Source organism: Mastigocoleus testarum BC008 (genome assembly GCF_001456025.1).
In the GTDB taxonomy this organism is placed as follows: Bacteria; Cyanobacteriota; Cyanobacteriia; order Cyanobacteriales; family Nostocaceae; genus Mastigocoleus; species Mastigocoleus testarum.
The window spans coordinates 25,356-49,713 of sequence record NZ_LMTZ01000045.1 but is presented as its reverse complement, the minus strand read 5'-3'; the positions used below and the strand labels follow the sequence as shown (position 1 = coordinate 49,713).

At 36.6% G+C, this 24,358-nt stretch carries 18 protein-coding genes; 9 read left to right on the top strand and 9 right to left on the bottom strand.

Features of this window, described 5'->3' with window-relative positions; translation table 11 throughout:
* Positions 1–102: 102 nt before the first annotated feature.
* Positions 103–546 carry a PIN domain-containing protein gene (locus BC008_RS08595; protein WP_235595827.1) on the top strand — a complete coding sequence of 148 codons (444 nt, stop codon included), beginning with the start codon at positions 103–105 and terminating at the stop codon, positions 544–546.
* Positions 536–745, top strand: coding sequence for a hypothetical protein (locus BC008_RS08590; RefSeq protein ID WP_027841996.1), 210 nt, complete (start codon positions 536–538; stop codon positions 743–745). Before BC008_RS08595 ends, BC008_RS08590 begins: the two co-directional genes overlap by 11 nt.
* Before the next feature lie 88 nt (positions 746–833).
* On the opposite strand, the gene BC008_RS08585 is transcribed toward BC008_RS08590, so the two are convergent.
* A complete protein-coding gene (locus BC008_RS08585) occupies positions 834–5,363 on the bottom strand; it encodes a WD40 domain-containing protein (protein ID WP_027841997.1) in 4,530 nt (1,509 codons plus the stop codon).
* A gap of 354 nt (positions 5,364–5,717) precedes the next feature.
* On the opposite strand from BC008_RS08585, the gene BC008_RS08580 reads away from it, so the two are divergent.
* Positions 5,718–6,077, top strand: a complete 360-nt coding sequence (locus BC008_RS08580) for a hypothetical protein (protein ID WP_027841998.1) — start codon at positions 5,718–5,720, stop codon at positions 6,075–6,077.
* Between the two features lie 482 nt (positions 6,078–6,559).
* On the opposite strand, the gene BC008_RS08575 is transcribed toward BC008_RS08580, so the two are convergent.
* The 3 genes from BC008_RS08575 to BC008_RS08565 all read right to left on the bottom strand — a co-directional run bounded on the left by BC008_RS08575 (position 6,560) and on the right by BC008_RS08565 (position 9,440).
* Positions 6,560–6,802 carry a DUF4327 family protein gene (locus BC008_RS08575; protein WP_058183431.1) on the bottom strand — a complete coding sequence of 81 codons (243 nt, stop codon included), beginning with the start codon at positions 6,800–6,802 and terminating at the stop codon, positions 6,560–6,562.
* Between the two features lie 1,565 nt (positions 6,803–8,367).
* Positions 8,368–8,775 carry a 30S ribosome-binding factor RbfA gene (rbfA, locus tag BC008_RS08570; protein WP_027841999.1) on the bottom strand — a complete coding sequence of 136 codons (408 nt, stop codon included), beginning with the start codon at positions 8,773–8,775 and terminating at the stop codon, positions 8,368–8,370.
* Between the two features lie 458 nt (positions 8,776–9,233).
* Positions 9,234–9,440 carry a DUF751 family protein gene (locus tag BC008_RS08565; protein WP_058183430.1) on the bottom strand — a complete coding sequence of 69 codons (207 nt, stop codon included), beginning with the start codon at positions 9,438–9,440 and terminating at the stop codon, positions 9,234–9,236.
* Positions 9,441–9,697: 257 nt separating this feature from the next.
* On the opposite strand from BC008_RS08565, the gene BC008_RS08560 reads away from it, so the two are divergent.
* Positions 9,698–10,531 (top strand): DNA adenine methylase, encoded by an 834-nt coding sequence (locus BC008_RS08560; protein WP_027842000.1) that lies wholly within the window; start codon positions 9,698–9,700, stop codon positions 10,529–10,531.
* A 27-nt stretch (positions 10,532–10,558) separates the two neighbouring features.
* Here the strand turns inward: BC008_RS08560 and BC008_RS08555 are convergent, their stop codons facing one another.
* The 3 genes from BC008_RS08555 to BC008_RS08545 form a co-directional block, all read right to left on the bottom strand.
* Positions 10,559–11,047, bottom strand: coding sequence for a PD-(D/E)XK nuclease superfamily protein (locus BC008_RS08555; RefSeq protein WP_027842001.1), 489 nt, complete (start codon positions 11,045–11,047; stop codon positions 10,559–10,561).
* Between the two features lie 482 nt (positions 11,048–11,529).
* Positions 11,530–12,753, bottom strand: a complete 1,224-nt coding sequence (locus BC008_RS08550) for a HetZ-related protein (protein WP_027842002.1) — start codon at positions 12,751–12,753, stop codon at positions 11,530–11,532.
* Between the two features lie 386 nt (positions 12,754–13,139).
* Positions 13,140–13,781 carry an L-threonylcarbamoyladenylate synthase gene (locus BC008_RS08545; protein ID WP_027842003.1) on the bottom strand — a complete coding sequence of 214 codons (642 nt, stop codon included), beginning with the start codon at positions 13,779–13,781 and terminating at the stop codon, positions 13,140–13,142.
* Between the two features lie 305 nt (positions 13,782–14,086).
* Here BC008_RS08545 and larC point away from each other — a divergent pair, with 305 nt between their 5' ends.
* A complete protein-coding gene (larC, locus tag BC008_RS08540) occupies positions 14,087–15,376 on the top strand; it encodes a nickel pincer cofactor biosynthesis protein LarC (RefSeq protein WP_027842004.1) in 1,290 nt (429 codons plus the stop codon).
* 542 nt (positions 15,377–15,918) lie between these two features.
* On the opposite strand, the gene BC008_RS49330 is transcribed toward larC, so the two are convergent.
* Complete coding sequence (locus tag BC008_RS49330; protein WP_161938090.1) at positions 15,919–16,068, bottom strand: hypothetical protein; 150 nt, start codon at positions 16,066–16,068, stop codon at positions 15,919–15,921.
* A gap of 2,145 nt (positions 16,069–18,213) precedes the next feature.
* Here BC008_RS49330 and BC008_RS08530 point away from each other — a divergent pair.
* Complete coding sequence (locus tag BC008_RS08530) at positions 18,214–19,146, top strand: lysylphosphatidylglycerol synthase domain-containing protein (protein WP_027843948.1); 933 nt, start codon at positions 18,214–18,216, stop codon at positions 19,144–19,146.
* Between the two features lie 20 nt (positions 19,147–19,166).
* On the opposite strand, the gene BC008_RS08525 is transcribed toward BC008_RS08530, so the two are convergent.
* Positions 19,167–20,477 carry a hypothetical protein gene (locus tag BC008_RS08525; protein ID WP_027843949.1) on the bottom strand — a complete coding sequence of 437 codons (1,311 nt, stop codon included), beginning with the start codon at positions 20,475–20,477 and terminating at the stop codon, positions 19,167–19,169.
* 1,475 nt (positions 20,478–21,952) lie between these two features.
* Between BC008_RS08525 and ndhL the strand changes: the two genes are divergently transcribed.
* From ndhL to BC008_RS08515, 3 genes are all read left to right on the top strand, one after another.
* On the top strand, positions 21,953–22,201 hold the full coding sequence (gene ndhL / locus BC008_RS46180) for an NAD(P)H-quinone oxidoreductase subunit L (protein WP_072207702.1): 249 nt from the start codon (positions 21,953–21,955) through the stop codon (positions 22,199–22,201).
* A gap of 25 nt (positions 22,202–22,226) precedes the next feature.
* Entirely contained in the window at positions 22,227–22,535 is a 309-nt protein-coding gene (locus BC008_RS08520; protein WP_027843950.1) for a DUF3007 family protein, read from the top strand.
* A gap of 926 nt (positions 22,536–23,461) precedes the next feature.
* The gene (locus BC008_RS08515; RefSeq protein WP_027843951.1) at positions 23,462–24,124 is read left to right on the top strand and encodes a hypothetical protein; all 663 of its coding nucleotides are present in this window, start codon (positions 23,462–23,464) and stop codon (positions 24,122–24,124) included.
* Positions 24,125–24,358 lie beyond the last annotated feature (234 nt).

The following is a 24,358-nucleotide window of genomic DNA, read 5'->3' as shown; positions in this document are numbered from 1 at the left end:
CGGACAATCTCTCATCTGTACCTCAATTTATGACACTTTATGACTTAAACTCCTATCAAGAAGGAGCAGGGTGAAGGAAGTGGATAAAATGATAGGTACTATATGATGACCAAAGTTTATCTAGATACTAGTATTTATAATCGTCCTTTTGATGATCAAACACAGCCAAAAATATTTTTGGAAACCCAAGCAGTAATTTTAATTTTGCAAATGGTCGAAGCTAAATTAATAGAACTAGTCAATTCATCAGTTTTAGAATACGAAAATAGCCGTAACTCTGTTTTAGTTAATCAACAAACGATGAAGCGCTATTTACAAATAGCAACAATCAAACAAGAAGTGAACGAAACTACCAGGGAAAGAGCACAGGAACTAGAAAAACAAGGAGTTAAAGCAATTGACGCACTTCACGTAGCCTGTGCTGAAGCATCTAAGAGTGATTATTTCATCACTTGCGACAAAAGACTAATTAACCGTTGTAGAGGATTGACACTTCAGGTTATCAATCCAACAGATTTTATTTTGGAGATAGAAGATGACAATTAAAGTAATGAACGAACAGCAGGTTTTACAAGAAGCAATGGAAGTTTTGATAACACATTTGGAACCATCAAAAGTATTAAAATTTTGGTCAGCTTGTAAACTAGGTAAGGGAGATTATCTCCAATTGAAAGATAAGGTTTTTGACAAAGAAACCGTTGCTAGTCTTTACGAACAGATCAAAATACATCAAGATTCTCACTGAAAATTGTTAATTGTTTGTCATGAGAATAAATTTATTTGCTAGTTAGGGAGTAGAGGAAATGGACAGAGTAGGGGAAATATCAAACAATTTACTCAACTTCTTCCACCGCACCTAAAGCTTTGAGGGTAGATTTTTCGGCTTCGCTTAAACCTTTGACGCCAGTGATATTCATTTCAAAGCAGGTTTTTTCACTTTTCAATGTTTTGATGCAATTACCTGTTTTAAAATCCCAAATTTTTATGCTGTCATCTCCACTCGATGAGGCTATAAGACTACCATCATGGTTAAATGCAACAGAAATTACTGAGTTGGTATGTCCCCGCAGGACTTGCAAACATCTGCCACTGTTAATATCCCATACTCTAAGTGTTTGATCCCGACTAGCACTGACAACGGTTCGACCGTCTGGGCTAAACGCAACTGCAAAAACTGCATAGTCATGTCCTTGCAGAATTTTAAGACACTCACCACTGGAAATATCCCAAATTCTAATTGTGCGATCGCTACTGCAACTAACAAGTTTTGTCTTATTTTCCCCAAGACCTTTAGTACTAATGGAACTAAAAGCTACTGACTGCACCCAATCAGTATGTCCTTGAAGAATTTTGAAGCATTTTCCTGTAGATGTATTCCACAGTCTGATAGTTTTGTCATCACTTGCACTTACCAGTATCTGAGCATCGTAACTAAAAATGACTGACCTGATACTGCTGAGGTGACCCTGTAAAACTTGGAGACATTCACCTGTCGCTACATCCCATAGTCTAATAGTTTTGTCGTTACTTCCACTTGCAATAATTTGACCATTAGGACTAAATGCAACTGAATTTACCCAATTTTGATGTCCTCGTAATGTTTTAATGCATTTGTCGCGATCTAGATGCCAAATTTTAATTGTTTCGTCATCGCTACAGCTAGCAAGCAACATACCATCTGGACTAAGCACAATTGAACTGACAGAACCTGTATGTCCTTCTAAAGTTTTGATACATTTACCTGTATTAATATCCCACTGGCGTATAACTTCGTAGTTGCTACCACTAAAGATTGTTTTACCGTCATGGCTAAAGGTAATTGAACGGATCCAATAACTTTGTCCCTGTAAAGTTCTTATACATTCACCTGTTACTACATCCAGTATTCTTACTGCTTGCTTTGCACTCCCAGTAGCAATAGTTTTACCATCAGGATTAAATTTGACGGAAACAACTCTGCTACCATCACCCTCAAAGGTTTTTAAGCATTTCCCTGTGTTTATATCCCACAATTTAGCAGTCTTATCGTGACTACCACTGATAATAGTCTTACCAATCCCCTGTGGGAACGCTGCACTAACAGGACTCAGTGCGATCATACTAACGATATGAGTATGTCCTCGCAAAGTTCTCAAGCATTGACCGCAAAGAGCATCCCATATCTTTATAGTGCGGTCGTGACTACCACTAACAAAAATTGAAGCTTGGGGATGAAAGGCAACTGAGGTTACTTTACCACTATGTCCGTCGAAGATTCTCACACATTCACCAGTGTGGGGATCCCATTGGCGAATTGTTCCATCGTAACTACCACTAATTAAAATTTCACCGTCTGCACTAAAAGCAATGGAACGTACCCGATCAGTATGACCTTGGAAAACTTGTAAGCATTCATATGTGCGAGTATCCCATAGTTTTACAGTGTAGTCGTGACTCCCACTAGCAAAGAATCTACCATCTGGACTAAAAACAAGTGATTTAACCCATTCTTTATGTCCGTGTTCAAAAACCTTGAAGCACTCACCTGTTTTGACGTTCCATAATCTCATTGTATTGTCGCGACTTCCACTAGCCAGTATTTGACCGTCTGGGCTAAAAACAACGCAGTCTACACCGCGACTGTGTCCTTTTAAACTCAAAACTTCTTTACCACTTGAAGTTTCCCACAAGTTGATGACACCGTTATTATCGCTAGTTGCTAAAATTTCACCAGTCCCATCAGGAGAAACTGCGCTAGCAGGACTAAATTCAATTGACCAAACACGTCCTAAAAATTTTGCAAAAATCGAGTCAGTTAAATTTGCTTTTGAAAAATTAACGCGTCTTAAGCTGGAATTAGAAAAATCCGCATGTTTAATTACCCCACCGGAAAAATCTTTTCCTTCCAAAGCTGTTTTATCCAGCTTTACCACCAAAGTCGCCGCATTCCCACCAACATAACCAACCTCATCTTCACTTCTCCCCCGCGTTGTTTCAATAACTTTAATTAGTGCGTCATTATCATCGACTATCCCCAACATCAAATCTATCACCGCTTTGGTGAGTGGCGATCGCCCAAAAGTTTCTTTTAACTTCTCTAAAGGTTCGCTAGTAAATCCCTTTAGCGCCGGGATTGCAATACTTCGTCCTGTTTCATCTAACTGACGCGAGAAATAACTAGACCAACTATACTCAATACCTTCTGCGCTCCCATCTAAACAAGACTGTGCTCGGGCTAATTCAGTAAAATCATCAGCTAAAGCACCCAACTCAGCCGCAAACTTATACGCGACAAAAAACTCTAATAACGAACGATGAGCGGGAGTATAATCCCCATTAGCATTACGAATCAGCATTGTTTGCCCCATCATGTCATAATGCCAATGGTCTAAATCGGTTTGTTCTTGGACTATGGAACCAAATAAGCGGCGAATGCGATCGGGAAATAATTTATAATTCAAGCTCATTTGATCGGTGGAAAGCATTTCCCAAGACAGTTCGCACAAAAAATATAGTTTCTCTGCTAAGGAAGTAAAAGTCCGTTCTGCTTTAATATCCCGTTCCATCTTTCGCCGGACTGCATACAAATAAACACGGGATATATCTAATTTTTTACCCGCTTCAATATCTGGTAAAGCTTCCAAAATTAAATCAGTCATCACAGGACGACGAGCCAAATCTAATAGTTGAGAACTACCCATCACTTGCTCAACTATTGAACTCTCAACCTGGAAAGATAAAACCTGTTTAATTTGTTCTTCATTGAACTTCTCCAGTTCTAAAACTTCAAATTGGGGTGTTTCGCCAGTTAAATTAGCAGTTGAGGCTTGTAATTCAGCATTTAATAAAGCCCTTCCTTCTTGAGCTTCAGGAAAGTGTTCTGTACGACAAGTAAGAATCACTTTTGCACCGGGAACCACAACTTTCGCTAGTTCCCAAAAGTTATTTATCATCTGCTGGCGATTGACTTTAGCCGCCATTTCATCGAAACCATCAAAAATCAGTAGCAACTTACCCATGCGGTTGAGTTGGTCAAACACATCGCTATTTATGCGGATATTATGCTGAGTAAAAAAGAACCCTGCTAAAACATTTTCCACATCTAAAGCTTTAGCAAAATCCCGCAGGGTAATTACGACGGGTAAGCGGGGGCGTTCCAAACCACGATCTTTAGCCTTCTTGTAACTTTGTAATGCGATCCAAGCATAGTGGAAAGCAAACCAAGTTTTACCAGTACCGAATTCCCCCAAAATAGAAATATGTTCTTTTGCAGGATCGTCTAGCCAAAGGTCAATATACCCATCAATCCAGCCGTCTTCTTCCTCGTAATGGCTTACCCCTATTCGTTGTTTGGTAAGTGGATCGATTTCTTCTTTAGTGCAGGCTAGTGGTACATATTTAGTATCAATTTCCCGGCGTTTAATTTCTGCTTCCAACCACTTTAGATAACCGCTAAAATCAGCATCAAGGTCGATCAGTTCGTCAAAGGTATAACAATCCAGATCGCGATTTTCATTCTTTTTAATTTCATCCCGTGCTGCTCGGGAAATTCGCCGGGTGGTAACCAACCAACCTTCATCAGTTTTTTGCTCCTGTACTGACTGACGCAACGCAATTACATCACTTAACCCTACCTCACCTGCGATCCCACGCACTAGGATCCGGTCAAAGCTACGTCTCACCGGAATGTCGATAATCAACTCGAAATATTCTTCCGCCCGAACCTCATATTTTTCAAAGTCATAACCCAAAGTTTCAAACCAACCGCGCATTTTTTGTGCTAACGCTACAGCACGACATTTATTTTCGTCTTGTAGAGACGTTACATGTAACGTCTCTACATTTTCGGGTAATGCTAAACGTGCGATTTCTGTACGAATACCTTCGAGAGTTGGTATTTGCTTAAGTTGTTCTTGGATGTCGGTGATACTTCTGTGCAAAGAGCCAATTTGCTGACTCATCATTGTATCTGCTGGGTTGCGAGTACGTTTAACAACTTCGGAAAAGATAATGTAAAACGCTGCAATTTCCCGCCTAAGATCAATTCTTAAATCTTTAATTTCATCACCTAAAGCATAACTATCAATAAAATGATCGACTTCCAAGAGCAATATTGAAGCGTTATTGCGATCGAATGCTTGGCGAAAGGCTTTTTTAATTTCTTCTTTACGGAACAGTTCTAAAACAGGTTTAGGCTTCCCAACACCATACTCTACAAGGGTATAGGTATAAACCCCACTAAAATCAGCAGGTGGATGTTCTGAATCGAGATTAAATTGTTGAAGTAATTTAATTACAGTCTCATTACGCTGAAATTTATCTTTAATCAAAGGATTGACAATACTAATTGCATTAAAAAGTAAATCCAGGTCAATTGGGCTCATGAGACTCCAGAAAATAGGAAGCGTTTCAACTGCTACGTAGTTACTACTATTACAGATAACAGATAATAGACTTTGTTTGCAGAGTAGATTTTGTGCTCATTGGATTTAGAATCCTAACTTCTTAATTTTGCAATTTATATACTTAATTTTTGATTACAAGCGCTAAGGAAATATTCCCGTACAATATTCCAGTAATATGATGAGTTCTCAAGTAATAGACTTAGGCGTTTCCGAACAGCTTTAACCACTTGTCTTTCACAGATAAGAGCAAAACCAAGTTCCTCAAGGTCACCCTAAATAAAAGCTTGAGGACATTGTCAAACTTTCCATTTAGAACTATTAGTTATAGCTCCTATGTCCTCAGCTAATTTGACATTAAATCTAACTGAAGGTTCTGTTTCCTTCAGCTTCTCACCAACCGCAGCACGAGAATTGAAAGCATCAATCGATGAGTTGATGAATCGTCTTAAGGCTGTCGCAAGTAAAACAACTCCCAGCAGTGGTAAACCCAACCCTCAAAAACCTATGGAATACCGCCATAAAGGAGAAGAAGTATTTTTAGAAGTTTTTTGTAACCCTAATATTTGGGCTAGTCCTTTTGCAGCCAAAGTTCTGCTAACTATCCGTGACTCTAACCTTCGTCTGTCTACAGAAGCCGAATTGACCCGGGTTATTGAAGATTTAAATCAGTATTTGGAACAAGTTGGGGATTAGGGACTAGCGTTAGCATGGCGTTAGCTGTATGGCGACTCGGAAGATAATAAAAAAGACTGTATTCTAAATCAATCTTTACCGTACCCAATCGCCAGTCCCCAGTCGCCAATCCCTTCACCCACAGAAAAATTACCGGAGCAATTGGAAATCGTAAATTGCTCCGGATCTAGATAGTTATTATTCAACTGACTACAACCAAATAACTGAAAAAACAGCGCGCGAGCGACTGTCAAAAGGTTGCATTATCGCATTTCATTGAAATTTTTTCGATAAAAACTTTATTCAGATCGTGCCGAACGGCTGGGAAAGTTAAAAATTTGGATCGACAAAATGGATATTAAAATCAAAGATTAACATGAACGGTTTGGACTTGACAGTGTAGTCTCAAGATTTACGTTTTGCTTCCAAATCCATAACTGCAAACCTACGTCTCCAATTAGTCTACTTCCAATCCAAAACAGCAAAGCTCGATGCCACATCAATTAATCATTTTCCCAAACTTCCCGACCAATCAGGTCTGCAATGCGATCGCGCAATAAAAATTCACACTTTTCTAATTCACACTCAATACAAACCCATTCCCTCGCAGGTATGTACTGACACAGGGTATAGATTGGCTGTTGACGACTAACTACTCCCTTCTGCACTAATCGACGTGCTTCGTCTTGAATTACCCCCAGAGAATAGTAGCTAGTAGAAATAGAAGGCACCGTATTTACACTCATTGTTTTGACTCACAAAGTAACACCTATTTAGTGTTCCCAAAATAATTAGGAACAAATCACGACATCGCAATAAACTACCCGCTAATTTTTTGTAGTTTACTATACGGAACTATTTTCATTTTGACGCTATACATCCTGAAAATATGTAAAGTTATGTTAATTTTATCAGCAAAGCATAACATTTTGTTTGAATGTGTTTCGTAACTGGATAACAAGTATTAATTAGCACTTAGTGAATGCTCAACGCAGTTTTTTGATAGCTGTGGATTTATTGAAAAGTCGCCATGTTACTCTTTGATGTTTGAGATAGGAATTGCCTATAATAGGAAGTTGCTTTAGTGACTCACAAAAAATAACTGACTATGGTAAGAAAAGTACCTAAAACTGTGGTTGATAGCATTCATTAATTTATGAAGGAATACAGTAAGTATATGAATTCCTGGCAGAGATGTAGATAATTTCTTGATATAAGGGCTACCGTACACTAATAAGGCTTTAAGATTACTTATTATTAATAAATTCTTAACTAAATAAACGAAATTTTGCATAAGTCTGGCGCTATTACGCAAGATATTACCCTGAAGTAGCAAGTGTAGCAACCTTATACAGGTCAATCCTTGTCTGTTATTTGCTCTAACCCTACAAACAAGCGTAGGAGTGAAAAATAGGTGCAAATGTACAAGTAATATAACGTATGGCATAAAGTAATTTGTTTTACTCATATACTAGAGATATAAAGACTAACTTATTTTTTTGCTAATTAATTGATATTAAATTTTATTGAGTATTGTGATTTTATTTCAAATACAAAGAAGCGATAAATATATAATTATGGGTTAAGATAAGTGTAAATTAATTACATCTTTCATAGAAATTTAAAGTATTTGTATTCGGTATCATAGTTAAAAGTTTATCTTTGCTTAACCTTATCGAATTGAATAAAGTTCAACATACTTTAATAAAAGCAATAAGTAAAAAGCACAGTATTGTTAACTGTGCATTATTTGTTACTATGAAGCGTTTTTCGCTGCATGGAAATTTTGGCTTGGTTAGATAAGGCTAATTGGTGGCTGTATAACTGATTATTTTTGATAGCTGATAGTAATCATGAAATAATGGGAACTGTTTTTCCAAACGGTTTACCATTAACTATATGCTCTCCTCGTGGATATTAATTAGTTTGCACTCACACCACCTAGAAAGCACACATAATATGACGACAAGGTTACGTAAGTAATTTCCTGATACTTCCTTCAGCTATGGTTTTATTTAAGCAAATATATATTTATGGTTTCTGTCATATATTTTGCTAATTACTTTAAGTGAATTGTTACTAGCTGACTTAAAATTTCACGCGTAGGATTACGAAGCTTGTATTCTGTAATTAAAGGGCTATAGCTAAATTCTATAATCTCAAATCTACAGCTTATATTTTACAGCTTAAACAAATCGACAAAATTATTTGGTGAGTTCGACTAGTAACAATTCACTTCAGGATTTAGTCGGAAAATACATGCAAGAAAATCTATTTTGGAGAATCTATGCTGATATTAGCAGGTTAAAATTTATTCCCTTATTTCACCAACTTCTTGACTCTCCTCTGGCATATCTTTCGGCGAACGTTCTTGTTCTAAACGATTTAATATAGACAGTACTTTACTACCACGTTCGATCCCAGTATCTTCAATAAATACTACCTCCGGCGTTCGACGCAAACGCACTCTTGCTCCAAGTTCGCTACGAACAAAACCTGTGGCTGATTTTAAACCAGCCATTGTTTGAGCTTTTGCTTCTTCCGTTCCGTAAACGCTCACATAGATTTTAGCATGCTGGAGGTCGCCAGAAACGTCAACATTGGTGACACTAACCATACCGCTACCTACCCGATCGTCTTTAATACCGTTAAGCAGCAATTGACTAACTTCTCGCTTAATTAATTCCGCGACGCGAGATACACGGCGATTTGTAGCCATAAACTAATTCCTCCTAACAGAGGTTGTACCACTAATACCCTCGCGAATAACGCGAGATTTTTTTACTAAACCAGCTTGCTTGGAACACACTATAGTGAGTATTTTTCAGCAACATCCACCTGTAGATCCGTATATGGATCTATTTGGTTGTTATGTTTCCTGTTTTCCATCTCAACCGATATCAATGATTGACAGTTGAAGTTACTATCTTAGTACTTGTGCAAGTGTTTAAATAGTCTGCCAGGGTTACAACCAGTTCCCAATATATCACCATGATGCCTGTAACGATAGCGATTTTGGATGGTGCTAATGAAACTTTAATGTAGCCATTGATGCAGTGAGTATCTATAGTCCTCTATATGTGTCAATTAGTGTTTTTATTTAGTTTTAAAATTAGTTTTAAATTTAGGGATCGTTACACTAACATGGGGGCGTTCGCCCCCAAAATCTAAATTTCATCAAGTTGTACTTAAACCTAGCATTGCCCGCAATGTGAAAGTTAAAAAAACTAAAGTACCTACAAAGATCCCCACAATGGCGATTGAGGTTATTGGACGTTTTAACAGTGGAATCACAGGGGCAAAAGTGTTTAACAACAAGCCCAACAGAGTACTGATGAAATAGCGTTGATAGCGAATAACGTTGTCCCAAAATCCGTCAAACATGTTGACTTAGAGTTTATTTTTCTAAACAATACGGCTGTTTGTTTGATTTGCCAACAGCAGTTTTATTGTAATCTACGACTTGCCACTTCCTAAATTTAAACCTAAATTAAAACATTCGGAATTAATAATCCTAATTATTAATTAACTACCAAAGTATAGCTAGGATCTTAATGGAGAGAATGAGATGCTACGACGGTAAGATAATATATGATTCTCCAATTCTCATAATCAATATAGGTAAATTTAATTACAATTTAATGTTACGTGAAGTATATAAACCATCTTTACCCCGTCCGTTTCTTAAATGGGCTGGGGGTAAAGGCAGACTAATAGGACAGTACATTAAGCACTTTCCCACCAATTACCGCAATTATCACGAACCTTTTTTAGGTGGTGGTGCCGTATTTTTTTACTTAAGGCCTAGGTTATCTATATTAACAGATATTAATCCCGATCTTATTACTACTTATTGCTGTGTCAGGGATCGCTTGCAAGAATTAATTTCGTTACTGAAAGAACACGAACATTATCATTCTAAGGATTACTATTATAATCTACGTGCAAAACCGGGCAAAAACGATGTAGAAATTGCGGCTCGATTTATTTATCTCAACAGGACTTGTTTTAACGGACTTTATCGAGTTAACTCCAAAGGCGAGTTTAATGTACCTTTAGGTAGATACAATAACCCGAAAATTTGTCAGATAGATTTGTTATTTTCTGCATCTGAATTACTCAAAAATGCTGAAGTGAAAGTTGCGGATTTTGAGCAAATTTTAGATCGCGCTCGCGGTAGTGATGATTTTGTATATTTAGACCCGCCCTATCACCCAATTAGCGACACTAGCTATTTTACCGCTTACAGTAGGCATCCCTTTGGTGAAATCGAACAAACACGATTACGAGACAGTTGTGCTGAATTAGCTTCGCGGGGCGTAAAAGTTATGATATCTAACTCTGATTGCCAATTCATTAGGCAAATTTACAGTGAAGTAAACTTCAATATTTACCCTATTAAAGCCAACAGGGCAATTAATTCTAATGTCAAAAAACGCGGCACTGTTGATGAGTTAATAATTACATCATATTAACAGCGAAAATCAGGCGAAATACTGATACTAAATATGCTTGCTAGTCCAAGCGATAAAGCGATCTAAAGTATAAACGCCAACTAAATTGTGATTATCTTTAACTCTTGCTTTTAACCAGTCAATTGCTCCTCCTCGCATTCCTTCTCCACCAATAACTATGATGGTTGGAGCAGGATATGAATTTTGAATGTTTAAGTTTAAATAAGGAAATTTTTCATCTACAGATCCACCACTTTCTTGCCATTTACATTCGATGATTAAACCTTTAGGCATTTCAGGTAAACCAACGACGAAAAAATCAACATAAATATCTGTATGATAAATCCCCGTCCCAATATGTACTTGTTTGGCATAGCGTTTGGGCAAAAGAATTGAATTGAGAATAAATTCTCTTTGTTGTTTTTTGGGTAAATGGGGAGATATCTGGAAATAATTGTACGTCCTTAATATATTCTCAACTTGATTTTCTAAAATTATCCCAGATTTATTTGCTCGTGCACCCTTTGTTAATACCATCTTTTGGGTCTCTGCTATAAATGCCGACTATTTTAAATTTTCGCGGAAATAGCAGATTTTTTTCTTTTACTTAATATGAATTATCCATTTCTATTTTCAATCTCTATAAAACATTAAAAATGACGGTTTTTGATGGTACAGATGCACTCGACAAAGATACAAATGTATTAATAGAAATGTCTTAATTCTATCGAGAAAGACTCATGAATTAAATGAACTTTTCAATGCAATAATTAACTGGATATCCGAGATCTGAGGGAACAACTCTTAGCTTTTTTTCTCACACAAATGATGATTCTGTTTGAATTATTCGGTCTGTGAAAGGTTTGAAATTCTTTACTATTCCTTCCAAATTTGGAAAAGATAAGATGAAGTAGATTGAATATCGGCAGCTATCATGCTTAACTAACTATAATGAGCGACGAAATAAAGCCAAAAATGATGAATTACTTTAGGTTTTGCAAATAAAAGTTCATTAGGCTTTAGCTTGTTAGCGCTTCCTGGCTAGTGTTACGGATATTCCATGCAAGTTCTAGTAACTGAGACCAACGTTTTTGTAATTGCTTAGGAGTACATTTAAGCTTTTTGGCAATAGTTTGGTCGCTTTCTTGAGTTGTCTTGAGTTGGAACATCTGCCGTTGTTGCTCGGAGAGTTGGTTCCAGAAGTTATCCCATTGGTTAGAAGACAATCCTAATTTTTGTTCTAGTCCAGCACCTAACCATTGATGAACTAATTGCCAGTGATGGGTGCGAGCAAACTTTTCCACATGATATTTGAAACGTTGTTGCAAATAATCCCTTTGGCGACTAGTTAAACCAAGAATTTGATCTATCTCCGGCGCACTTAAATCTTGAAGTTTGAGGGCAAGATAATTTATACAATCTTGTTGACCTTGGGACTCTAGGTATTTGACTAGTTCATTAACTACACGGCTGCGCTCCGCATCCTCTGCAATATCGTACTGAGATTGAGCAACCATTTGTGCTCTAACTTGCTGTACTGCGGAATTGCGCTGATAAGCTTCTGCATCTTCCGATCTTGCCGATTCCACAGCCATTTCAATATCTACAGTCGTTTCTTGGGGCTGACGACGGCTAAAGCCTTGGGCACGCAAAATAATCAACTGTTGATTACAACGTCCGGGTAAATTAATTCGACGCTTGGCATATTGTTCTGTAAATGCCATATATTCCGCTAGTTGTAAGCGAGTCCGGGGAGTGTAATCTTCAGGAAGTTCATTTTCTCTCCGGAAGGCTTTAATTGCTTCGATATAGAACGCTTGTAAAAAATCTTCTATTAAGTTGTAACGTCCATCAAAGCTGAGATGACCATTGGGAGTAGAAATATGCCGGTAAACCATCGCTCCCAGGCTACTATGTAATTCTACCCTTCCTCTTTGGGAACCGAGTTTGTAGTAACGCAGGCACTTTTGTAACCTGTGACGTGCCAAAGTCATTTTCCAGGAACTGATTTCACCTGAAGTTTGAATTCGAGAGCTTTTTGTACATATACGTTCTACTTCGTAAGCGATGCGCTTGGCTAAAGCTTCTACACCTTTATGAGATCCGACCTTAACTTGAGGCTGTATTTCCTGACACAGTAGTTTTACGAATGAATCATGAGATATTGGGGAAAATTCAGTACTAGAAACTTGTGTTTCTGATTCGGGTTTGCAAGTTGGTAGATTAGCAAGGTTGACTTTCATAATTTTTTATGAGATTGGTATAGCACCATTAACTACAATTGATTGAGACAGTACCAAAAGCGATCAGAGTACAGGGTTAAATGTTTTCCTAGCCCGATGCTGCCATCTATTAGCTCTGCTTGTGGTTACCGCTTACATATATGACTGTAAAAAATCTAAAAAAGTTACGGTGATATTCATGTGTCGGTTTATTGGCAAGCAACTTTAATTGTGAGTGGCACACCACCCAAAAAAATTAGGATAAATACATTCAAACCCTTGATAGAATTAAGTTTGCCGTGATTTGTGGCAGACTTAACCTCCGGGTTTTGAGTATGACAATCCTAAAACTGGAGCACCCCGGCTAGTGTTTTAAAAAACATTGTTCTTGCTGTAGCAGTAATTTTCTACAGCCAGACTTCAGCTTCCTGCCAACCCAAGCCTTGTCGAATAATATTCGGTGGGTCTCCTGTTAAGTCGATAATTGTGGATACGTCGATTGTTGGTTCTTTGCCGGTGTCTACAATGACATCAACAAAATTTTCCAAATGGTCAAATAATTCCATTCGTGTCATTGGTAGATTTATGTCTTCTGTTTCTGTTGCTGGGAAGTGGGCGGAAGTGGAGATAATTGGATTACTTAGAGCTTCCAATAAAGCCAAGCACACGTTGTGCTTGGGTACCCTAATTCCAGTTGTTTTACGTTTGGGGTTTTGCACCAGCTTTGGAACCAATTTCGTCGCGGGTAATAGAAAGGTATAAGGACCGGGAATCAACCTTTTCATGATTCGATAGGCAGCATCACTCACGAAGGCGTAAGATGCAACATTAGAAAGAGAGGGGCATAGAAATGTTAGGGGTTTATCATTTGCTAGGCTTTTTATTTGCCGCACTCGCTCTACTGCCGACTTTACAGTCAAATCACAACCAATTGCATAGACTGTGTCTGTGGGATAAAGCATCAATGCACCACGCTGCAGCGCTGCTTTTATTTCTTCTATTCGGCGTATTTGCGGATTATCAGGATGGACTGTCAGAATTTTTGCCATAAATCGCTGGAAGAATGGGACCGGAGGAAAAGTCAACAAAACTCTCAACAAACGCAGCAGCAAGTTTTAAGAGTTAGTCATTAGTCTGAAGATTCTCATTCTTGGAATCAGGATATAAGAATCAGTTGTCAGCATTTCCTTACAGGAAATATTTTCGCTATCGTACCTCCCTCAGGGGAGCAACACCTAATTCATTCGTATATTTAAGCGTTCCAAACAGGCATAATTTACCCTGAGGGCATAAAAATTCTCCATAGAGTTTCAGCCTAAAGCTAGAAAGGCAAGTGTTTTCAGGAATTTTAACCATGAGTAAAATTATTTATCTTCAATGTCCAACAGGTATTTCCGGTGATATGTTTTTGGGTGCTTTGGTCAGTTTGGGAATTCCTTTGGAGTACTTAATAAACAAGTTGAATCTGTTAGGAATTGGAGGTGAATATCGCCTGAGGGCTGAACTTGTTCGCAGGGGAACTCAAGAAGCGACAAAAGTAGATGTCGATTTAGTTTGCGATCGCGCTCGGGAACATCAACACCATCACGGGCGTCATCTACCTGAGATTGAAAAAATTATCGTAGGGGCTCAACTACCTCAAAGAGTAGAAAAATGGAGCTTAGCCATATTTCGGAACTTGGCAATTGCAGAGGGATCGGTGCACGGAATAGATCCCCAAAAGGTTCATTTTCATGAGGTAGGAGCAGTAGATGCGATCGTTGATATTGTTGGGACTTGTTTGGGGTTAGACTGGCTGGGAATTGATAATAATGAGCGGGAATTTCCATTATTATTCTGTTCGGAACAACCTACTGGCGGCGGGACCGTTCATGCAGCCCACGGTGAGATGACGGTACCGGTTCCAGCCGTATTAAAGTTGTGGGAAATGCGTGGTTGTCCGGTTTATAGCAACAACATAAATAAAGAATTAGTCACTCCTACAGGTGCTGCGATCGTGACGACTTTAGCAAGCGATTTTGGTGCACCCCCATCCATGAGTATCGAAAAAGTTGGATGGGGTGCAGGTTCTATGGATTTGGCAGTTCCCAATATTTTACGTTTGTGGGTTGGGGATCGCACTACAAAACCAACTAATACCCATAATTTTGCACAGACAAATATCAGTCCTAGTCTGGAAAAAATTTATGTTTTGCAAACTCAAATAGATGACTTGAGTCCCCAAGCCATTGGCTATATTTTTGAAGCCTTATTTAACGTAGGAGCTCTAGATGTCTTTACCCAAGCCCTTGGGATGAAAAAATCTCGTCCCGGAATATTGCTAAGTGTAGTTTGTCCTCCCGCAAAAATAGCTGACTGTGAAGCAGTATTATTTCGCGAGACAAGTACTTTGGGAGTGCGGCGTTTGCTCCAAGAACGGGCTATCTTGCAAAGACAAATTCAATATGTTGAAACTGAATACGGTGAAGTTAGGGTAAAGGTTGCATGGAAAGGAAATGGAGAAGAAAAATTAATAATCAATGTTCAACCTGAATTTGAGGATTGTGCCGAAATAGCCCGCAATCAAAATGTTCCATGGCGAGAGGTTCAACGTCTGGCTCTCCAGAACTGGTACCAAAAGCAAGCTTCTGAGATGCAGCAATAATTTCATGTTCTGCCAAGCAGGATAATCAATCCCAACTCATATATCTCAGGACTGACGCAAAATAAACGTAATTACGTAATTACGTTAGTGTAACTTTTCCGTAAGGAAAAGCGATAGCGTACACGCGCTACCTGCGGTCCTGTACGCTTACGCGCTTACGCTAACCCTGTACTGCATTCCGGTTGCAATGACCAATCTTCATTGCATAACTCTTTTTGTTGCTACGGGCGATTAAAACCTTTGGATTGAGCCCTAGCAAAGCTTAAAAAAATCAAATAAATTTATACAATAAAAGCAAATATATCCAATTATCTAATTTAATTAATTTTTGAGTATATTTATACAGATTTGCACAAGTTATATATGCATTGATTTTGTCCAAATTTGACAGTGATAAAAAAAATGCATGAGACAATTAATTCTCATGCATCCCATAAATTTTTATGATTTATCCAGAAAATTGTCTTGAAGTTACCAAAAATTAAGACTAAAGCAAATGTTCTTTTACCACCACCAGGTAAATTGAGCAAACAGTCAATTACTTAGTTAACAATGTTTTGAGGCAGATTGCTAGCTGTTTCTAAAGGTTGTTGAGTTGCTTCAACTTCATCTCCAACTACTTTGCTAGCTGTTTCCAAAGATTTTTGAGTTGCTTCGACTTCATCTCCAACTACTTTGCTAGCTGTTTCCAAAGATTGTTGAGTTGCTTCAACTTCATCTTCAACTACTTTGCTAGCTGTTTCTAAAGGTTGTTGAGTTTCTTCAACTTTATCTTCAACTACTTTGCTAGCTGTTTCTAAAGGTTGTTGANCAAAGGTTGTTGAGTTGCTTCAACTTTATCTTCAACTACTTTGCTAGCTGTTTCCAAAGGTTGTTGAGTTTCTTCAACTTTATCTTCAACTACTTTGCTAGCTGTTTCCAAAGGTTGTTGAGTTTCTTCAACTTTATCTTCAACTACTTTGCTAGCTGTTTCTAATTTTTCTGCTGTAGCTTTAATATCTTGGCTGGTCTTATCTTCTATAGTTTCGGCAGTTTTTTCTAATGTAGTACTAGTAGTTTCGATATCTTCACTGACTTTAGTTTCTAGATTACTTGCAGCTTCTTCTACAGGTGCTTGTACTTCTTCCTGTATCTCAGTAGTTAAATTGCTAGTACTATCTTGAATCAGATGTGACAAATCTTCAGTACCTTCTTTGAAGGTATTTGCAAAATTATTTGCATTTTTAATAGCTTCATCAAAAATTTCTTTGGCGTTGGTACCTAAATCTTCGCCTACAGATGGAGAAGTCGTATTGTACGCGGATATGGTACTACAAGCTTGTGTAAAAAACAAAAATATTCCCGCAATTAAAGTAATTAGAATTTGCTTGAACTGAATTTTTCTTAGCCAAGTAAATAAACTATTCATACTCTTGAACACTCCTATATTCTCTACATGTTTGACAATCTACATAGATTCGCTTTGACTAAAAACAAAACGAAATATCCTTAATCCATGAACTGATTTTGATAAAATTTACGATTAGTATAAAAGCAAATGAAACAATATAATTTTTTTTTTGGATAAACACTTCTTTGAGAAAATTAATCTGTATATTGTTTAGGAGTAATGCTAAAACCAATATACATAAACAGATATATAATCTATTGGCAAAATTGAGGGATAAACTATTATAAATATAAATTATATATCTGTTTTTGTTTATGCTATTTACATGAAATTAGCGGAAATATAATAATTTTATCTGATATATAAATATTGCTCGAGATACAAATTTTACACAGGAATAACCATATAAAAATATCTAGCTTTAACAATTAAATTCTAAGCAATCAGATGAAACCTCCACATTCCTAAAGAAATTATTAATAAACTTTATAAGCTGACTTACACTCAAATTGTATAAATAAACTGAATTAGCAATACCTACAATCTGCTACTAGTAATTAGCAAAATATTTTTCGTTAATAGTTTTGCCAATATTGGCTATATGGGACACGATCGAAATTACCTCTGCTAAATAGTAAAGAGATAAATGCTAAATCTCACAAATAGGAAAATAACATCATATTCTACAAAAAGCTATATTTTTTTGACTATCTTCTGGCAGATTATGGAAAGCTAGTTTCTGTCTTAAGAAATATATTGCTTATTCTGTACCTAAGTCACTGCAAACATTAAAATTACTTATGCTAAGCTTGTCTCGAGTCACTCTCCTCCCCTCTCATCGGATTACTTTGTTTGTGAATTAATGGGAAGTTAAAAAATGGAGCCAATAACATAGCCAGTTTTGCATTGATGCCTGACGAAACAGCAATACAAAACATTTTGATATTTTAGATGTCAATAGCCAATTAATAAATCTAAAAAGAAAAGATAAATTAATATTAAGATTAAAATTTAGTTAAATGATGAAACTATAAAGTTTAGAAGCACCTGAATTGTTGAAAATCATAGTTCGGTAAAATAACTGCATACCTTTTTAGTATTTTTTTGTACACAAATCAAAATTATATATTCAGCTTAAATTAGTCTGGCTGTTAGAAAATAATAGATATGGCTCAGATAAAAAATTAGTATTTTGAAGTAGTGTAATTTTTTTCCTTAGTAAAAGTTTGGATTATTTTTAATCGCCGAAAGTACTAATCACAAAAAATCAAAGTTGATATCTTATTAATTAATAGAAAATTAAAGTTAAATTTAAAACTTGTAGTATTCAGAACATAAACTCAAATATAAATTAACAAAGTTGTCTGTAAGCTTGGTGAATAAATATATCTTCCCATATGATTTGATGTGGCTATTCCCAATTATAGTTGTTGTTTAAACTACTAAAATGAAGAAAAAAATTATTCCCTTCTTAAAATACCTAATTCTAGGTATAACACTATTTTTTTTATTTAAAACCCTAGCCAGTAATTGGGATAAAATCACTCTAGAAATCGGACAAATTAGTAACGCAGAACAAATAATTTTAGCGATTGCAACTGGGGTGACTTTACTCGCACATACTTGGTCGGGATTAGTATGGACTTGGATAATCAAAGAGTTTGACCAAAGAACCGATTCTTCAGGATTGATACCTGTATATCTACATACAAACTTAGCCAAGTATCTTCCTGGTAACGTTTGGCATTATATTTTGCGGGTTAATGCTGCTACTAAAGCCTGTGGTTCGACTGCTGTAGCCGCTTTAAGTGTAATTTTGGAACCGCTATTAATGGCAGCAGCAGCTTTAATTACTGTTTTAGTTGGGGGAATATTCGTTGCTTATAATACATCAGCTTGGATCGTAATTGCACAAGTTTTCGCCTTGGCTGTTGTACTTTGCGGGATCCACCCATGGATTTTAAATCCAGTTGTGATTTTTTTACAACGCTTAAAAATCAAAAAAAATCAAAGTGGAAGCATGTCCAGTATGCTTAAGAGCATTCGTAGATATCCTTTGTTACCCCTACTTGGAGAGATAGGTTTCTTAGGATTGCGTAGTATCGGCTTTATTCTCACCCTTTATGCAATTGGTCCGGTAGATTTAAATCAACTACCCTTACTCGTAGGAGCTTTTAGTTTTTCTTGGTTACTGGGTTTAGTTACCCCAGGAGCACCTGGTGGTCTGGGTATATTTGAAGTTACTGCAATTGCAATTCTTCAGTACACTATTCCTGAAGCGCAAATAGTGACGGCTACAGTTTTATATAGAATCATAAGTATAATTGCAGAAAGCGTAGCAGCTGGTTTGTCTTGGTTAGATAGATATTTATTCGCTTAATTATTTACTACGTCCCTTGATTATTTACTATGTCCCTTGATTAAGGAAAAGACATGGTAACCTTCTAAGTCTGCTTTTGAATTACTTTTAGTTTCCATATTAATCAGATTATATTCAACGTCATCTGCATAAATTGCAAAGGTAATATTGAAAATCTCAAGAAAATTAATTATTTTTTGACATTCTTGCTCTGGATAACTTTCGTAGTAGCAAATCAGATTTCCAATTCTCATTTCTAAATGATTACGAGCATTTTTGCACACTAAAATAATTTTTAGTAGTATCACTACCAGAGTTAAGGGATGTCCTTCTTCAAGCAAAGAAATAAATATTGGTGATGGTTTACTCCCATTTTCGACGGTGAGAAAATCAATTACTTTGGTGCAAGTTCTGAGAATTAATCCTTGACTGACTTGGTAATCGTGATATTTTTGCTTCCAGTTAAAAAGTTTGTTTGATAGTTGTTCTCGAATATATTCAATTTCCGTTTCTTTTTTAAGAGAAAAAATCAAGTATTTTTCAAAGCTTACTTTAAACTCTTGAAAATTTTGACTTTGAGTTTGTTTTAGAAAAATATTGGCAATGTTAGCGTGGCTAAATATTCCTTTTTTTATGACGATTGATTTGATTAGACATAAAACCTTTTCCCCTAAAATACTAGGATTTTGATATTTATTTACATGGGAATAGTTAGATTGGGAGTGAGCAATATACATTGCTAATTCGAACTTATATTTATCCTTGAGCTTTTTAGATAGTTTTTTTGCAGCTTCTTTTTGTTCTATAGGATTATCTTTATTTAAATATTGATTAACTAGTAAATAAGAACGATAGCGATTTACCCAATGATTTTGAAATTGTCCTTCATGTTTGGATACAAATAAATTTAACCCTTTATAATCATCACTGTTAATAAAGTTTTTAAGCCAAGAACGAAATATATTGAGCTTGGGAAATCTTGTGATCTGTTCCTGAGGTTTATATTCAGCAAATAGATGAACTAAGTCTTGAATATACTTGTGATTTCTACGACTTTCCCAATTATTGATAAGTATATAGCAGCATCGCTTTAGGGTATTACGGAATTCAATTTCATCACAGCCGACAAAAATCTCGTATATTCCAAGATATGCATCAGTTTCGTATATTTCTAAAGGCTCGATAAATAAATATTTGAATTCATTTAATACATCCTTTGGATGTGAGACTTTAACAATTTCTAATAAAAAACAATATAGTTTATCTTGTAGTGTTTGTATATTAAGCGTTAACTGCTCACTCGTTGAAATCAGATGACGACCCTGAATTCTTAGTAACCTACTCTCGCTCATTATAGTTACTCAAAACTCGAACATTAGGTATTGATAGTTTTCTCAGCTTAACCTTAGTATTCTGCACTATCAATGTGATATTCCATATCTAATTATTTCTTTTACACAACTCTGACAGAATATTAAAATACGACTTTAAAATACTTCGGAATTCAGTAGAAAATACTTAATTATTATTTTTTTTATACTTTTTATTTCCGTACAAAACTTTGCTAGTAATAGTTTTCTATTTAATTTTTTATTTCACAATTTTATTAATAGGACTTACGCAACGTAAGCGGATCCGTAAGGTAGCGCAGCTATAGGTATTACGTCTCCCAAAGGGAGATAGCAATGTCGCTAATACTAGCCCGCAGCGTAGCTGTTAGCAAAGCGTGACCGACTCCGTCGGAAGGAAGAAGGTTTGAGTGGAAGATGTCACAAAAATTCAATTGCAGCATCAACATAAAGTTTCAAAAGCTCCCATCCAACCGTTAATTAACCCTTGGGCTAAAATCTTTAAAAAAGAATATCCAAGTTGGTTTGTGTAAGTCTTGGTTTTATGAGAGATAAAGATTGTCGCACGGTATGTTTATTTCACTTCACAATAAAAAATATCGATAGTAAGAGACTATCCTTACTACCGAACTTATAATTATTTAATTTATCTAATGGGGGTGGAGGGACTTGAACCCTCACGACCTTTTACGGTCAACGGATTTTCATCCTCTCGCAGCTTTCGCTACTGTCTACAAGCTAAATCAACTCTTTAGACTTTGAGAATTGGACTCTCCCTTTACCCTCGTCCTAAACGTTAGGGTAGCTCCCGTCGAGTCTCTGCACCTTCCAAATTAAAGATAGTAAATCTTAATTGGCTTGGCTCAGGATTGCCATGTCTGTTAATTAGATTTAGGTTTCCCTGAGTTTGAGAGCTTCCACTTGAAAGATTTCTCTATCAAGGCTCAGTTTTCTAAGTCCGTAGCGTCTACCATTCCGCCACACCCCCGAAACTGAACATAACTGAAGACTTTTTAGACCTGTTGCTAAGCTAGGCCCGAAAAAACCTCCTCATATATTCCAGCATGAATTGTATTTTTTGTCCATTAAATTTTGAATTTTTTTTTTCGACCTCTTGGGATTAAGTATGAACATTTGCAGTTTACTGTAATAAATCAACAGTGTTCAAAAATCTTACAAGTCTCTCCAGTATTGACTTTTAAGTTATACTATCGTCAAAATAATGACTTCTTGAAACTAAAGAATTTTAGGAAAGTAAATAAAACCAAACACAAAAACAAAGTACGAAGGTTAATGTGAAATAAATTAAAAGCAAGCGTTATGATAATATAAGGCCTTGTGCTGCAGCTTGCAGTATTTTCGTTATTGCTCGAGGAACCACACCGTTAAGGCAAAGGAACTAAGGGCTAAGGCTTACCATTAACCAAACAAACTCCGTGGAGTTCGGTCTAGTATTGCTAGACTTTTTCAAGCGGAACATGTTGTATGTCCTTAATGAGTACAAAGTAAAAGAGATGCTTGTAGCGCTACTATATCTGGCTTTGGCAGGAACTTACTTATTAGTCATGCCTGTTTTTATTTTGCTATATCTCAATTTTCGCTGGTATGTTGCCAGTTCACTAGAGCGCGCTTTTATGTACTTTTTAGTTTTCTTTTTCTTCCCTGGTTTATTGTTGCTCTCGCCCATCGTAAACTTGCGACCCCGGCGACGCAAAATTGTAGTGTAGTCCTAATTGGTAGGTCATAAATTGGATGCGACGCATTGACGCGATTGGAATTGGTTTAGGTGTTTTTGTTGCAGGTGGTTTGATATATTTGGTGCTGCAACAAGTTGGTTTAGATAGCCAGTCTGCTGGTATTTGGAGCCAGGTATTACTAGTTGGCGGTTTGCTTGGCTGGTTATTCACCTATCTGTTTCGTGCAGTGGGCAATAAAATGACCTACCATCAACAACGGGAAGAATACGAACAAGCTTTTTTTCAAAAACGTTTGGATGAACTTTCTGAGGAAGAATTAGCAAAAATACAAGCTGAGATAGAACAGGAAAAAATGAATAACTAAACATATTTTGTAAATAGATTTTGTGTTTTCATCTATTCCTAACTCTGTTAAGCGCTTATATTTTTCTTAGAAGTTCAAAATTACTATTAATTTTTATTATTCATTTGAAATTTAATTGTCTGTCATTATTCGTCTGTAGTTATCAAGTTGACGTAGTCAGAACAATAAAGTAAATCGTTAACTGCAGTCGGAATTATCAAGGGGAATTTTAAATTTAACTACTGTGGAGTAGATATTCTTGTCCCCCACAAAAATTGATTAAATCTACATCGGTTAATCTGTAGGACTACGCAATAAGGTTAGGACATTTGTAATCCTGTTTGTACTACGGACATGTTATGGCTAGAGCGTTTATGGCGTCGGCGGATCCCCAAGGTGACGTTAGTGATAGCCTCTAGTCTCTAGCTTCTAGCCTCTAGCTGCGCTACCTACGATGTCTAGTGGTTTCATAAATGAAATTTAAAATCTTTAGGATTGCGCCCCTAGCTTTTCAAGCCAGTCCCAGCAGGTAATAATATTTTTACTAACTTTAAATATTTTTCAGATAAAATTTCAAATAAATGTAAAGATTTGCCTGTATATCGGAGATCTGGAGCTAAAGTAAATTCTTGTAAAATCCGGACGTCCGGTCTGTCAATCTGTAATATGACTCAATTATTAATTTTGATGGAATTGGAAGAGAATATTAAAAATATATAACTCTAATGTTTGTTATCATCTCTTCGAGTAGACAATTTAACGGATATGATCTTGAATATATAAGGCACATATTAGACGGTGAAAAAACTATTTATTATTACCGTTAAGGTACAATTTGTTAAAGTATAAATTTTATGAAAAGTCTTCTAGGGTAGTAAATTTATGAATGTGAGAGAGTGTAATTGTTTATCAGTAAATATTGGTTTCGTGGTTAGGGGGCAAAGACGATGAGTGAAAGTATGGCATTTATCGGTGGTGTCGCTGTAGCAGGCTTAGCGGCACTTTTGCTATTAAAAGGAGCTGGTGGGAATGCAGCACAGAATTTTTCCATATCTTCCCAGCAACCACAGCAACCTGTAGTTGCTCCACCTGCAATTCCACCTGCGAATCAATATTCTTATGTACCGCAAAATCCTTCATCTTCTCCTGGGAGCCTAGTCAACGAGCAACTACGCTCTGATGTGGATCGCGTGAAGTTGCAAATGGAAAACATGCAACGGGAAAATGATCGACTGAGAAATCGTAACGAGCAGTTGCAAACTCAAATTAGTCAACAATATCAAGCACAGTTACAGGTTCTAAATCCTCAAACTATTCAGCATACTCCACAACAAGTCGCTTCACCTCTTGCTGTTGAAAATCAGTGGTGGTCTTCAGGTATTTTGTGGGGAGCAGTTGGTGGAATGGCTCTTACTGTCGGTGGTGGAGTTGTGGTAGCGGGAGTTTCTGCTTTGTTTTCCCAAAAACCACGTTCTACTCGTGCTGTACAGGTAATTCATCCTTATAATTCTCCTAATCCAACATTAACTCCTGTGAGACGTGCGGAATTTTTGCCACCACGCCCAGAACACAGAAGGGCTGAAGCTACAGAATATGAGGATATATACTAAATATTCTTTATATTGTCTGACATTTTTTCTTGTCTGATTAATCTAGAATCTCATTTTAAGAAACCTCCACCACATAGTTGCGCGGAGGTATTATCTTGTTTGCAGAATTGTCTTTATCCTGGGTTTGATCGGAATTGCGCTCAAAACCCTAAATTAATTTATGGAGATGGATTATTGCCTATAAAGGTTAGGACATTTTTACCATTACAGCATCTACACAATTACAAAACTCTT

Bases quoted from the DNA above. Each gene is read 5' to 3' on its own strand.
- BC008_RS08595 (WP_235595827.1), top strand. From the start codon at position 103: ATGATGACCAAAGTTTATCTAGATACTAGTATTTATAATCGTCCTTTT.
- BC008_RS08590 (WP_027841996.1), top strand. From the start codon at position 536: ATGACAATTAAAGTAATGAACGAACAGCAGGTTTTACAAGAAGCAATG.
- BC008_RS08585 (WP_027841997.1), bottom strand. From the start codon at position 5,363: ATGAGCCCAATTGACCTGGATTTACTTTTTAATGCAATTAGTATTGTC.
- BC008_RS08580 (WP_027841998.1), top strand. From the start codon at position 5,718: ATGTCCTCAGCTAATTTGACATTAAATCTAACTGAAGGTTCTGTTTCC.
- BC008_RS08575 (WP_058183431.1), bottom strand. From the start codon at position 6,802: ATGAGTGTAAATACGGTGCCTTCTATTTCTACTAGCTACTATTCTCTG.
- rbfA (WP_027841999.1), bottom strand. From the start codon at position 8,775: ATGGCTACAAATCGCCGTGTATCTCGCGTCGCGGAATTAATTAAGCGA.
- BC008_RS08565 (WP_058183430.1), bottom strand. From the start codon at position 9,440: ATGTTTGACGGATTTTGGGACAACGTTATTCGCTATCAACGCTATTTC.
- BC008_RS08560 (WP_027842000.1), top strand. From the start codon at position 9,698: ATGTTACGTGAAGTATATAAACCATCTTTACCCCGTCCGTTTCTTAAA.
- BC008_RS08555 (WP_027842001.1), bottom strand. From the start codon at position 11,047: ATGGTATTAACAAAGGGTGCACGAGCAAATAAATCTGGGATAATTTTA.
- BC008_RS08550 (WP_027842002.1), bottom strand. From the start codon at position 12,753: ATGAAAGTCAACCTTGCTAATCTACCAACTTGCAAACCCGAATCAGAA.
- BC008_RS08545 (WP_027842003.1), bottom strand. From the start codon at position 13,781: ATGGCAAAAATTCTGACAGTCCATCCTGATAATCCGCAAATACGCCGA.
- larC (WP_027842004.1), top strand. From the start codon at position 14,087: ATGAGTAAAATTATTTATCTTCAATGTCCAACAGGTATTTCCGGTGAT.
- BC008_RS08530 (WP_027843948.1), top strand. From the start codon at position 18,214: ATGAAGAAAAAAATTATTCCCTTCTTAAAATACCTAATTCTAGGTATA.
- BC008_RS08525 (WP_027843949.1), bottom strand. From the start codon at position 20,477: ATGAGCGAGAGTAGGTTACTAAGAATTCAGGGTCGTCATCTGATTTCA.
- ndhL (WP_072207702.1), top strand. From the start codon at position 21,953: ATGTTGTATGTCCTTAATGAGTACAAAGTAAAAGAGATGCTTGTAGCG.
- BC008_RS08520 (WP_027843950.1), top strand. From the start codon at position 22,227: ATGCGACGCATTGACGCGATTGGAATTGGTTTAGGTGTTTTTGTTGCA.
- BC008_RS08515 (WP_027843951.1), top strand. From the start codon at position 23,462: ATGAGTGAAAGTATGGCATTTATCGGTGGTGTCGCTGTAGCAGGCTTA.